Source organism: Bacillus sp. PPSBB_2, assembly GCF_045291115.1.
GTDB lineage: Bacteria > Bacillota > Bacilli > Bacillales > Bacillaceae_G > Bacillus_A > Bacillus_A cereus.
Genome location: NZ_CP147983.1, coordinates 421554 through 434808, shown reverse-complemented (window position 1 = coordinate 434808; position 13255 = coordinate 421554). Strand labels below are relative to the sequence as shown.

Genomic DNA, 13255 nt, shown 5'->3' with positions numbered 1-13255 from the left:
GAGGGTGTTGCAAAACTCATAAATATCCAAAAATGAATGCATAAAGAAACCCGTTTTCCTGGAAGAATGATAGTATCCTAAAACTATCTCCAGAAAGGACGGATTTACTAGTATGATAACCAATTTTGATCAAAATCAATCCATTTTACAAATTTTATTTGCCTACGTAGACAGTTTAACCATTGGAGGCGTTCCGCCTATGACAGGCCGCCCACCCATCTGTAGAAAAGCTTTACTCAAATGTTTTTTTATAAAAACGGTATTCCAGATCAATTCATTACGTAAGTTAACTCGTTTTTTACATCAATATCCTTCATTTCGTGTATCTTGTGGCCTTTCGCTTGTTCCTCATATATCTACTTTTTCACGTGTAGGCACTTGGTTTCGCAACGAAGAAATTCCGTTGCTTCATAAACAAATTCTTCAAGAAAAGAATTTAGGGTTAATTCCGTGCGTTTTAATTGATAGTACAGCCTTACGGAGTAGTTTATATGATTCTCAAGCGAAATGGGGAAAATCTACTCGCTATGGTTGGTATAAGGGATATAAAACTCATGTCTGTTCTACACCAGAAGGTGTTATATTGTCGTATGCATTTACAACCGCAAATGTACATGATAGTAAAATAGCTCCTGCATTGCTTCGGGATATACAAAACCAAAATGTGTTATTTTCCGTTGCAGATGCCGCTTATGATAGTCAGCACATTCATGAAATTGCCGGAGCATGTGATATCTTTGCGATCAATCCAATTAACCCGCGTAATAGCGGACCAATCAAAAGTACACATCGTCGTGTAGTGTCTCATTTTCTACAAACTACCTTTGGCAAACAGTTGATGAAAGAGCGTGGAAAAATTGAACAACAGTTTAGTCATCTCAAAGATAAAGGGCTGGAACAGCCACGTTGGTATGGTCAAAATCGCTATCTATTGCATGTTCAGCTAGTTTTTCTGATTCATAACATTGCATATTTATTTTAGTTTTGCAACACCCTCTACCTTACTTATATAATGCAACTACAGGCACATTTATTAGCTACGATGACAATGAATCTATGAAATACAAAACAGACTATATAAAGACGAAAGGTTTAAGTGGAGCAATGTTTTGGGAACTAAGCGGAGATTGCCGTACAAGTCCAAAATATAGTTGCAGTGGTCCAAAATTACTTGATACGCTAGTAAAAGAATTACTTGGTGGACCTATTAGTCAAAAAGATACTGAGCCACCAACGAATGTTAAAAACATTGTAGTTACGAATAAAAGTTCAAACTCAGTTCAATTAAACTGGACTGTATCTACTGATAACGTAGGAGTTACGGAATATGAAATTACTGCTGGAGAAGAGAAATGGAGTACAACAACAAATAGCATTACAATTAAAAACTTAAAACCTAATACGGAATACAAATTTTCGGTAATTGCCAAAGATGCTGCTGGAAATAAATCACAACCTACCGCTCTTACTGTCAAAACGGATGAAGCTAATACGACACCTCCTGATGGAAATGGTACTGCTACATTTTCAGTCACTTCGAATTGGGGCAGCGGTTATAACTTCTCGATTATAATCAAAAATAATGGAACGACTCCTATTAAAAATTGGAAATTAGAATTTGATTATAGCGGCAATTTAACACAAGTTTGGGATTCTAAAATTAGTAGTAAAACAAATAATCATTATGTAATTACGAACGCAGGATGGAATGGTGAAATTCCTTCTGGTGGATCTATTACAATTGGCGGTGCAGGAACAGGTAATCCTGCCGAACTTTTAAATGCCGTCATTAGCGAAAACTAGACGTAATATCCATTAATTACTTCAATAAAGTTTGAATTTTATGAAAAATCAAAAATATCACAATAACCTATTATAATTATATTTAATCTTTAATATGAAGTTCATTTGAATTTCACATGAATTTCCTTTAATTTCTATTGTCTTCCTATAATATCCATATTATCCTTTACATAAAGGAATTATTTTTATTCCATTTTGAACTATCTATATATATAAAGAAAGATAGTCACCTGTTAGGGAAAGGCTTTCGTATTATTATAAATATAACAAAAGAAAAAGCACGCTTATAAGCGCACCATAAGAGTGCTTCTTCATACAATTCTCATGTAAGAGTTCTCGAAAATCATGTTAATCACAAAGAAAAGGCATTAGCTCATAAAAGCTAATGCCTTTTCTTTATTCATATTGTTCAGCATTCCAATCTTCTATATTCCATACTTTTGTTATCCACGATTCATAGAAAGAAGGTTCATGTGAGACAATTAAAACCGTTCCTTTGTATTGTTGTAACGCTTCCTGTAAAGCCATCTTAGTTTCTACATCCAAATGATTAGTCGGTTCGTCTAAAATTAAAACATCAGCTTTTTCTATTTTTTCATATAAGGAGCTAACACACTTAAAATCTCTTCTTTATCCTTTTTTAATTCGAGTGATGTTAACATATCCATCGTTCTCGGCCTAGGTAATTTCACTTGTACCTCGCCAACTATTGACGCTGGTCTTTGAGATAAAATAAATACGCGATCTGAAAGCAAGATTGCCTCATCTAAGTCATGTGTCACCATAACGATTGTTTGCTTTTCTTGATGCCAAGAGTTTAAAAGCCAGCTATGTACTTCCATTTTTGTAAATGCATCTAATTTACCAAAAGGCTCATCAAGCAGCATAATTGGCTTTTCACATAAATATGTGCGCAGAAAACTAATTCTTTGACGCATACCACCAGATAATTCATCTGGATAATGGTCTGCATATTCATCTAGTTCGAACTGCTTTAATGCTTCCATTCCTTCTGTCAGCCTTTGTTTTTTCGGCTTTCCTTCAATTTCTAACGGAAGAACGATATTTTGCAAAGCTGATCGCCACGGTAGTAATAAATCTTGTTGTGGCATATAACTAACAACATCTTGCTCTTGTACTTGCTTATCGTTATACGTTACGTTCCCGCTTGTTGGTTTTTCAACATTTGCAATCATGTTTAATAATGTGCTTTTCCCGCAACCACTCGGTCCTACAAAGGAAACAAACTCTCCCTCTTGTATAGAGGCACTAATATTCTCTAATACATTCTTTCCGTCGAAAGATTTCACTATATTTTTTATTTGTAATCCGCTCATTTTTCACTTGGAAGGAATTCATTTGTAAAAGCATCTTTTACATCGATTTTCTTTTTAATAACTTTGTTGTCATATAAGAAATTCATGTAATTCGTCCAAATTTCTTCCTTCTGTACTCCCCATGCTTTAGCATCATCTTGATACTTCGTACTTAACCATTTTTGGCTTTCTTGAACTAAATCTTTATTTACATCTGGAACAGCTTTAATTAAAATATCAGCAGCTTCTTTCGGTTCCTTAATTGCAAAATTATAACCTTCTGTCGTTGCACTCATAAACTTTTTCACAAAGTCTTTATCTTGCTTCGTATGTTTTTCACTCGTAATAATAACAGGACTATAGAAATCAAGCGCTGGATCTAAGTCCTTCACCATAATCGTATTTAACTCTTTTCCTTGACGCTTCGCTTCAATCCCATCCCAACCGTAATAAATCCATTCAAAATCTGCATCACGGCCAATTGATTTAAAGAAATCTGTTTGTCCTAAGATGATTTTTTCAACTTTATTAAAATCAGCTTGATGTTTATCCATAATCGTCTTTAATGTCGCTTCTTCCGCTGGTCCTCCCCAGCCGCCGTAACGTTTACCTTCAAAATCTTTCGGTGACGTCATATTATCTTTCTTAAGCGATGCAAACGCTGAAGTGTTATGCTGAATAATCGCTCCTACAGATACAACAGGAATTCCTTCTACACGAGCTAACGTTACATTTTCTTGTGCGCTTATTGCGAAGTCTGCTTTTCCTGATGCTATCATTTGCTCTGCTGTTACATTGTCACCTGGTTGAATAATTTCTACATCTAATCCTTGCTTTTTGTAATAATCTTTCGTTTGCGCTACATACAAGCCAGTATGATTCGTATTTGGAAACCAATCTAATACTACTTTTACTTTTTGATCTTTACTTGCACTTTCTTCTTTCTTCGCCGGATTACATCCAGCCACACCTACCGCTACTAAGGCAGCTAACATAACTTTCAAACCTTTTTTCATTTTCTGCCGTCCTTTCTATATATCCATGGTGCTGTTATTCTTGCCATAAACTCTACGATAAAATACAGGCATAATGTCACCATAACGATGATTGCTGCAACCCCAAATACTCGGGCAGTCAAAAAGGATTTTGTAGCCCTCGTAAGCATAACGCCTAATCCTTCACTTGCACCGAGCCATTCTCCGATAATTGCCCCCATTACGCTATATGTAACTGCAATTTTTAAACCTGAGAAAAAGTATGGAAGCACTGCTGGAAATTTTACTTTCTGGTAAACTTGCCATTTTGTCGCCTTCATTGTTTGTAACAGTTTCAGCATGTTTTTATCTACTGTTTGAAAACCTTCTAAAATACTAAGCGCAATTGGGAAGAAACAAACGAGTATTACGACCATTACTTTCGGCAACATCCCATATCCAAACCAAATAATAAATAGCGGTGCAAGTACAACAATTGGAATTGTTTGCGAAATAACAAGCAATGGATTTATTAAAATACGAAATAACGGTATAACGTCCATAATAATTGCGATGCTCGTCCCCAATAAAATTGCAAAAAATAGTCCAATTATAACTTCCTGCAGTGTTTGCATCGTATTTGGTAATAGTAAATCTTTCATCCCAATTAATTCTTGAACAATGGCAGAAGGCTTTGGTAAAATCCACGGTTCGATTTTAAATAATGAAACAGATCCTTCCCATATCGCAATGAGAAGGATAAGCCAAATAGTTGTAATAAGTTTAGATTGCTTCTGGTTTTGCATATTCATCACGGTACTTCCAAACCTTTTCATCTATCGTTACACCAGTGCTTGGACGATAATGGATTTTAATAGAAGTAATCACTTCTTCTGCTCCAGCATCGACGCAAGCTTGTTGCGCACGTTTAACGACATCAAGAAGTACATCTAATTCTCCTTCCAAAGTTGTTTCCATTGCCCCTACTTCATAACGAACTCCCGATTGTTGCACAACTTCAATTGCTTTATCGACAACAGAATATACATCTTTCGTTTTCGCTTGTGGTACTACTGAAAATGACATTGTAACTTGTTGTGACATAATAAAATCCCCCTTATAAAATTAAATTTCAAAAATAAGAAAAGGCTTTCCTACTGCGTAGGAAAGCCTTGTATGCAAGTTATTACAGAATAACATATGCTACATCACTTTAAGTAACTCCCTACGCTGGCATTATCCAGATCAGGTTGAGGGTCGATGTTTACTTACATCCTCTCAGCCAATTGGCTCCCCGGTCCTTAATTCGTTTTCATTGTAGCATGATTTATTTTATTGAACAAACAAAAGCATGCATAATCATTTCATTATTTTTGGAAAATAACCAACTTTTTCACCATGAGCTAATAACTGCTGAATAAATTCTTTATTAATTGCTGGTACTATCAATTCTTTTTTCTTAATCCATTTATTCGTTCTACGCGTACCCATTACAATTTCAGATTGCTGCGCTCCATCTCCTGCAACTTGAGAAGCAATTAACTCTGCTATTACTTCATTTCCCTTCGCTAATGCAAGTCCGGTATTTACATATTCTGAAAGTGGAACCATTTCAAGATTGTATCCACACTCTCCAATTAGCTGTATAAATTGTTCAAACTCAATTTGATGTGGATGACAAATATGTAACGTCTCTCCTATAATTTTCGAATCTTGCAAATACGATACAATTGATTTACTAGCAAAATCAATTGGTGTGAAATCAACTTTCCACTTCACATTTGGTGCTTTCCCAATTAATAGCATTGTTTTAATAAGACGATAAAATGCGTTTCCTTCAATATTTTGTTGGAACGAACCTGTTTCTGAATGACATGCTAAATTACCTGCACGATAAATATTTCCGCGCAAACCATTTTTCATTGCTTCACGAACAATGTTTTCCGCTTGTAGTTTACTATTTGAATATACATTCTCTAAGTCTACACTGTAATTAAAATCACCAGTTTTCATGTATGTATCCCATTGATCTACCGCTAATTCTAACGGGATACCAATTGTAGAAATAAAATGGAATGTAGCACCTTTCTCCGCTAATGCTAGCATACGGCTAGTTCCTTGAACATTTATATTTTCAAATTGTTTTACATCTCCAAAATGTCTTACATCTGCACCGCAATGAATTATCGTATCCATCTTAGAACTGATGAACATAAATTCTTCTTCGCTCATCCCAAGATACTCTTCTCCCAGATCACCAGCTACGGCCTGTATACGCTGTAACCATTCTTCACATACATCATTAAAGTAGCCTGTTAATGTATCTATAATTCTTTGCTGCACATCTTTAGTTGGTCTTACTAAACAATAAATAGTAGCAGATGTATCTCTCAACAATTCATATAATATGTGTGATCCTAAATAACCAGTAGCTCCTGTTAAAAAGACATTTGAAATCTGGTTTTCTTCCAAAACGTTTGCATACGTGATAGTATCTGGTTCGTGAATCACTTTATATTCACGAAATACTTCTTCTTTCTCTACTTTTACTTCTCGCTCAATTCGAGCTAATCCATATATCGTTCTTTCTTTAAAGAAATCTTGAATTGTTAAATGTGAGAAATCTTCTTTTAACAATGTTAAGACTCGTAATACTTTTAATGAATGTCCACCAATTGTAAAGAAATCATCATGCACTCCAACTTTTGAAATTCCTAATACTTCCGCCCAGGCGTTCGCTATTTGTTTTTCTGCTTTATTAGAAGGTGCAACATATTCTTGTAGCCGAACCGGTTCATACTTTTCTTCTAACTGAGCTAACTTCTTAACATCAATCTTTTTATTAGGTGTAAGTGGCAATTCATTAATATAAATTAGTTTAGATGGCACCATATAATCTGGTAATTGCTCTTGTAACTGATAAACTAATTCTGGTATTTCTTTTTTATTTAAAGTTGTATAGAACGCGATTAAATATTGGCTACCTTCCTTACTCTTCTTAGCAAAAACAGCATTTTCTTTTATATTATGATTTTGAGAAATTTTACTTTGGATTTCGCCTAGTTCAATACGATGTCCTCTAATTTTTACTTGATCATCTTTCCGATGTAAAAACTCTATATTTCCATCCTCTAGCAACTTAACGATATCACCTGTTTTATATATATTAACTATAGGATTAAAAGGATTCGGAATAAAAGCTTCAATTGTTTTATTAGGCTTATTAAAATACCCTTTTGCTAATCCCACTGAATCTATATATAATTCACCAGGTACACCAATTGGACAAAGATTCATATTCTCATCCAAAATCATAACTTGATAATTAGCACATGGTTTACCAATGGGAATACTCGCAACATCCTCATTTAACTGACTAGGTATTTTATAGGTTGTCGTCACTACAGTACATTCTGTCGGTCCGTATACATTATGAATTTCAACATTTGTACCTATTCTTTCTCTCCACAATTTAATAACCTCTACAGGCAACATTTCACCGCCAATCGCAATTCTTTTTAGGGAAGCTAGCTTATATATATCTTCTTCTGCTAAATAAGTTGCTACTTGTCGAACAAAAATTGTTGCTAATGCCAAGATTGAAGTTGCTTTCACTTTATAGATTGCATTTGCAAATGCTTCTACAGACAATCGCTCTTCCTCTAATAGTACATATAAGTTTCCTCCACAGAATAAAGAAGCAAATGACTCCCATACAGAAGCATCGAAACTAAAGGAAGGAAATTGGGCAAATACATCCTCTTCTGTCAATTCATATTGCTTTTTCATCCAAGTATACAGATTAACAACGCCTCTATGTGCTAACATCGTTCCCTTTGGATTCCCTGTTGAACCAGATGTATAAATCATATAAGCTATATCATCACAATGAATAGACAACTTTACATCTGTATCTTCATAAGTTTCACTATCATACATTGAAACTGTTTGAACCCCATCACATGTTATAGGCGTCTCTTTCATCAATATAACTTTCGCTTGGCTATCTTGAATAATGTACTGTATTCTACTTTCCGGATAATCTGGATCAATCGGAACATACGCTGCACCAGCTTTTAATATAGCTACCATACTTACTACTGTGTCTATGCTACGTTTCATAAATATTCCAACATAGTCTCCTAATTGGACGCCGTTTTTAATTAACATATGAGCTATTTGATTACTTTTTTTATTTAGCTCCTCATAAGTTAAAGTACCTTCCCTTGAAGATAAAGCTATACGATTTGGAAATTGAGTAACAGTATTATAGAACATATCGACGATACTTTTCTCAGGATATACTGCTGTCGTATCATTCACTTGACTATAAAGTGCCATCTCGGCCTCTGTAATAATATTAAAATCATTTATATGATTATTCTTATTTTGTGATTTATTAATTAAAACACCTTGTATTTGTTGTGCATAACGAGTAATCGTTGTCTCTTTCCAATTAACACTATTAAATATTATTTCTACACTTTGCATATTTTTACTAAATACAAATTGTAATGTATTCGTGTCTTGTAGCTCATAATATGTTTCACCAATAATAATAGGTGACATTTCATATAACGTATTACCGTTTTGAAACTCTTCTATTTCTTCCTCATTCATTTCTTTAATTTGCTCCAGTTGCTCTTCAATTTGTAAATTTAAACTTTCATAGGAGAGAAAATTAGAAACTTCAATAGTAATCGGAAATAAACTTCCTCTTACATGATAAAGCACGACAATATGTTTTTCTTTAGAAATATGATATAACCACGTTGCAGTCGCTCCTATTAAATCTACAATGTGAGTCAAATTTGAAAACAGTTCCGTTTTCCTTTTTATCCTAAGTTCTGTTCCTTGCACATCTTTAGGTATTTTAATACTTCCTTCTACTTTTCCTAAAAATTCTTTTACCATCTCGAGGGTGTTGCAAAACTAAAATAAATATGCAATGTTATGAATCAGAAAAACTAGCTGAACATGCAATAGATAGCGATTTTGACCATACCAACGTGGCTGTTCCAGCCCTTTATCTTTGAGATGACTAAACTGTTGTTCAATTTTTCCACGCTCTTTCATCAACTGTTTGCCAAAGGTAGTTTGTAGAAAATGAGACACTACACGACGATGTGTACTTTTGATTGGTCCGCTATTACGCGGGTTAATTGGATTGATCGCAAAGATATCACATGCTCCGGCAATTTCATGAATGTGCTGACTATCATAAGCGGCATCTGCAACGGAAAATAACACATTTTGGNATTTTTTTATGCACTTTTTCAAGAAGACTTATGCCATTCTCGTCTACTTTCCGCCAAATCTGGTAGTAGGAATAGACTGTTTTCCAGTTTGGAAAGTCCCTTGGCAGATTACGCCATTGACAACCTGTCGTAAGCAAATATAGTACACCGCAGAATACCTCGTACAAATCAACTGTGCGTGGGCGCGTCGTTTTCCGTGCATTTTCTAAATCTTCACGAATCAGTTCAAACTGTTTACGAGTAATATTACTGGTATAATCATGTATCATTAGGAAACATCCTTTTTTGTATAGATTATATCATAGATTTCAGACAGGTTCTGAGAAAGCCAACTTAAAGAAGTCGCTAATTCTGCAATATCTTGTACTGATATTTCTTGCTCTTTCATGCTTTCTTCAACATTACTACTGCTGTTGGCATAAGTATTTGCAATATGTGATAATTCATTTACGACTTGAACGATATTCTGGCTATTTTGTAAAATATCACTCGAATTACCAGAAACAGCTTTTACTTGATCTGTAACAGATTGCGCTGATTTTGAGATTTTTTCAAAGAAATCACCGCTACTTTGAACAAGCGAAATTCCAGTTTCTACTTCTCTTGAACCTTTTTGCATGGAAACTACAGCATCTTCTGTCTCAGCTTGTGTTTCACCAATTAATTTCGCTATATCTTTAGCAGACGCTTCCGTTTGTTCTGCTAATTTTCGTACTTCATCAGCAACAACTGCAAACCCTCTTCCAGCTGCTCCAGCACGTGAAGCCTCAATAGAAGCATTTAAAGCTAATAAATTTGTTTGATTTGAAATACCTGTAATTACAGTTACGATATCACTAATTTCTTTTGACCTTGTTTCTAACGAATAAATGATGGAAGATAAATCTTGTACTGCATTTTGGATTAAACTCATTTGATTAATAATTTGTCCAATCACTTCATTACCTTCAATTGAATGTTGTTCCATACCTTCAGAAGCAACCGCAACTTGTTTTGCAGCCCCAGTTATTTCTTCTACCTTATCTTCCATTCCATGTACAATTCCTAAACATTGTTGTACTGAAGTTTTTTGAGACTGTGCCCCTACTCTTAAACCTTCAATAGAACTTGCAATCTCTTGAACTGCCATGCTGTTTTCCTCTGTACTCGCCGACAATTCTTGTGAAGAAGAAGAAACTTGCTCAGCAGTTTGCCTTACTTTATCTATAATCCCTTTAAATTTTTCAATCGTGTTATTGAAATAAACATTAATAATTCCAATATCATCTGGTCTTTCTTTTAATTTAATACTCAAGTCACCTTCACCAATTTTACGTAACCCTTCTCGTAAATCTTTTAATGGAGCTAACGAGTGACGCACGATAAAGAATTGAGTAATAGTCGCAATTGCTAATGAAATAATGATAAAGAGTAAGCCCTGTATCATAAACTTCTCTTTTGTAATAGGAACAATGGAAGCATCTAAGTCAGCCGCAACAATTGCAACAATATTGTTTTCTCCATCTGTAATTGGTTCTAATATTGTCACCCACGAACCTATTTCATCTTCATATACTTCTGTTATTTGGGCCTTTTTCGTATCAATCACTTTATCGTATGCCTTCATCCAATGAGCGGGTTGTTCATAATAATCTCCCGGCTTTATAGGAAACGCATTTGTTAACTCTGTAGTCAAACCAACAAGTTGTAATTCTCGCTTTTCATTCGGCTTTGCTCCTGTAACATACGTTTGTCCAACGCTTTTCAATTCTTTTGACACTTCATCTAATTTCTCTGTTAACTTTTCTTTTTTCACTTTTTCGGCTGTAGGATCTTTCGCCATGTCTCTAACTAATCCTACATCCAATTTTTTCAATACTATTTCTCCTGTTTCAATAGACTGCCTTTCAAATAAAGACATCATACTATTTTGAAACATGTTGAAACTTAACGCACCCATACTTCCAACAAGTGTCAAAATAACTAATACGGTTAATAAGACGTTCTTTTGAAGGAACGATAACTTATGCCAATATTTTTTCATTAATATCCACCTTCCTTAATCAACATAAACAAAAAAACAAAATATATGAATATTTTGTTTGAAAATGTTTCTCAATATGTTCGAGAATAAAAAAAAGCCAATGTAAAAGCATTGGCCAAGACCAACCCTATCCGTCCGGTAACTGGCTAGCGTAGCCTTTCGACCTTAGCTCCTGTAGTTTTGCGTCCTCATGTTTCCATCAGTTTGCCTTTCTCGCTGAACGAGTTGAACGATATGGGAGTTCTATGAGAATTAATTTATTCTCTTTCAAAGATTACAACATATAAATCAAAATGTCTACTTATTTAGAGATATAAATACAAATTTTTAATGCATTGCTTTTTCAAAATAATTTCAAAAAGTACGTGAATGTTACTTTTTTTGTGTTATATAATAAAAAATGTATAAATAACAAGGATTTCTTCGGGTATTTATTTAATTTTCATTCAAATTAAACTATTCGAATATATCTTAACTAATGAATTTCGGAGGTAGTTTATCATGTTTTGGCTACAATTTCTTACCTTGTTACTCTGTATTTTTATTGGTGCACGCCTAGGCGGAGTTGGTTTAGGAGTAATGGGTGGAGTTGGTATGGCAATACTCGTTTTTGTCTTCCACCTACAACCAACCGCGCCTCCTATCGATGTAATGCTTATGATTTTGGCAGTAATTACAGCTGCTGGTGCTTTGCAAGCTGCTGGAGGAATGGACTATCTTGTTCATCTAGCTGAAAAAGCATTGCGAAAAAATCCAAAGCGTATTACTTTTTTTGCTCCAATTGTTACTTATTTATTCACACTATGTGCAGGTACTGGTCACGTTGCCTATTCTGTACTTCCTGTTATTGCAGAAGTCTCTCGTGAATCAGGGATTAGACCGGAACGCCCAATGTCGATTGCCGTAATCGCTTCTCAGCAAGCAATTACAGCTAGTCCAATTTCAGCTGCCACAGTTGCTCTTTTAGCAATGTTAGCTGACTATAAAATCACTTTATTAGATATTTTAAAAGTGAGTATTCCTTCTACTTTCATTGCTTGTATGTTAGCAGCATTTGTTGCTAGTAAGATGGGAAAAGAATTAAATGAAGACCCTGAATACTTAAAACGATTAAAAGAAGGAATGATTCCTAAGCTTGAAGAGAAAAAAGAATTTGTAGGTGTAAAGGGCGCAAAATTATCAGTTATCCTTTTCCTTGTAGGAACCTTCCTTGTTGTACTTCTTGGTTCATTTGAAGCACTTCGTCCAGGATGGATAGTTGATGGGAAGTTAGCCCGTCTTTCCATGCCGAACACAATTGAGATGGTTATGTTAACTATCGCGGCTCTTATTATTATTTTCTGTAAACCAAATGTAGAAAGCATTGTGTCTGGTAACGTCTTTAAAGCAGGAGCAACAGCAGTTGTTGCAATTTTCGGTATCGCTTGGATGGGAGATACTTTCTTTAATGGAAACTTAAATATGATTCAAGGATCTATTCAGCATTTAGTAACAAGTGCGCCTTGGCTATTTGCCATCGCACTATTCATTCTATCTATTTTACTGTACAGCCAAGCAGCAACAGTACGTGCCTTAATGCCACTTGGACTATCCCTTGGTATTCCACCAGCGCTACTGATTGCGATGTTCCCTGCAGTAAATGGATATTTCTTCATTCCGAACTATGGAACAATCGTTGCTGCCATTAACTTTGACCGTACCGGTACAACAGGTATTGGTAAATACGTATTAAATCATAGCTTTATGATTCCAGGCTTAATTGCAACATTTACTTCTATCGGAATTGGAATGCTCTTAATTTCAATTATGTTTTAAAGAAAAAGCACAAACCTTTATTTAAAAAGGTTTGTGCTTTTTTAATCAAACTTTTGTTTAAATTTT

General features: G+C 34.8%; 8 protein-coding genes, 4 pseudogenes and 2 riboswitches. Of the genes and pseudogenes, 3 read left to right on the top strand and 9 right to left on the bottom strand.

All coding sequences use genetic code 11. From position 1 onward, the window contains the following. Positions 1–112 precede the first annotated feature (112 nt). Together V6946_RS02130 and V6946_RS02125 are read left to right on the top strand one after the other, a co-directional pair. Complete coding sequence (locus V6946_RS02130) at positions 113–982, top strand: ISNCY family transposase (RefSeq protein WP_023520903.1); 870 nt, start codon at positions 113–115, stop codon at positions 980–982. A gap of 14 nt (positions 983–996) precedes the next feature. After that, positions 997–1803, top strand: a pseudogene (locus tag V6946_RS02125) (cellulose binding domain-containing protein); the annotation flags it as partial. 396 nt (positions 1804–2199) lie between these two features. Here the strand turns inward: V6946_RS02125 and V6946_RS02120 are convergent. The 9 genes and pseudogenes from V6946_RS02120 to V6946_RS02080 form a co-directional block, all read right to left on the bottom strand. Beyond that, positions 2200–2394 (bottom strand): annotated as a pseudogene (locus V6946_RS02120) (ABC transporter ATP-binding protein); the annotation flags it as partial. Next, on the bottom strand, positions 2391–3140 hold the full coding sequence (locus V6946_RS02115) for an ABC transporter ATP-binding protein (RefSeq protein ID WP_000016084.1): 750 nt from the start codon (positions 3138–3140) through the stop codon (positions 2391–2393). The gene V6946_RS02115 and the pseudogene V6946_RS02120, both read right to left, overlap by 4 nt. Further along, positions 3137–4135, bottom strand: coding sequence for an ABC transporter substrate-binding protein (locus V6946_RS02110; protein ID WP_000715573.1), 999 nt, complete (start codon positions 4133–4135; stop codon positions 3137–3139). The genes V6946_RS02115 and V6946_RS02110 overlap by 4 nt, the downstream gene beginning before the upstream one ends. After that, positions 4132–4905: an ABC transporter permease gene (locus V6946_RS02105; RefSeq protein ID WP_001057166.1), complete on the bottom strand. Its 774-nt coding sequence runs from the start codon at positions 4903–4905 to the stop codon at positions 4132–4134. Before V6946_RS02105 ends, V6946_RS02110 begins: the two co-directional genes overlap by 4 nt. Next, positions 4877–5197, bottom strand: a complete 321-nt coding sequence (locus tag V6946_RS02100) for an MTH1187 family thiamine-binding protein (protein ID WP_000082906.1) — start codon at positions 5195–5197, stop codon at positions 4877–4879. The genes V6946_RS02105 and V6946_RS02100 overlap by 29 nt, the downstream gene beginning before the upstream one ends. Before the next feature lie 101 nt (positions 5198–5298). Beyond that, a riboswitch (TPP riboswitch) is annotated at positions 5299–5400 on the bottom strand. A gap of 52 nt (positions 5401–5452) precedes the next feature. After that, entirely contained in the window at positions 5453–9007 is a 3555-nt protein-coding gene (locus tag V6946_RS02095) for an amino acid adenylation domain-containing protein (RefSeq protein WP_366982376.1), read from the bottom strand. 18 nt (positions 9008–9025) lie between these two features. Beyond that, a pseudogene (locus tag V6946_RS02090) lies at positions 9026–9349 on the bottom strand (transposase); the annotation flags it as partial. 4 nt (positions 9350–9353) lie between these two features. Continuing rightward, positions 9354–9620: pseudogene (locus V6946_RS02085) on the bottom strand (transposase); the annotation flags it as partial. Then, positions 9620–11374, bottom strand: coding sequence for a methyl-accepting chemotaxis protein (locus V6946_RS02080; protein ID WP_366982429.1), 1755 nt, complete (start codon positions 11372–11374; stop codon positions 9620–9622). The pseudogene V6946_RS02085 and the gene V6946_RS02080, both read right to left, overlap by 1 nt. A 134-nt stretch (positions 11375–11508) precedes the next feature. Then, positions 11509–11593: riboswitch (cyclic di-GMP riboswitch) on the bottom strand. 282 nt (positions 11594–11875) lie between these two features. On the opposite strand from V6946_RS02080, the gene V6946_RS02075 reads away from it, so the two are divergent. Further along, positions 11876–13189 carry an anaerobic C4-dicarboxylate transporter family protein gene (locus V6946_RS02075; RefSeq protein ID WP_000498704.1) on the top strand — a complete coding sequence of 438 codons (1314 nt, stop codon included), beginning with the start codon at positions 11876–11878 and terminating at the stop codon, positions 13187–13189. Positions 13190–13255: the final 66 nt, after the last annotated feature.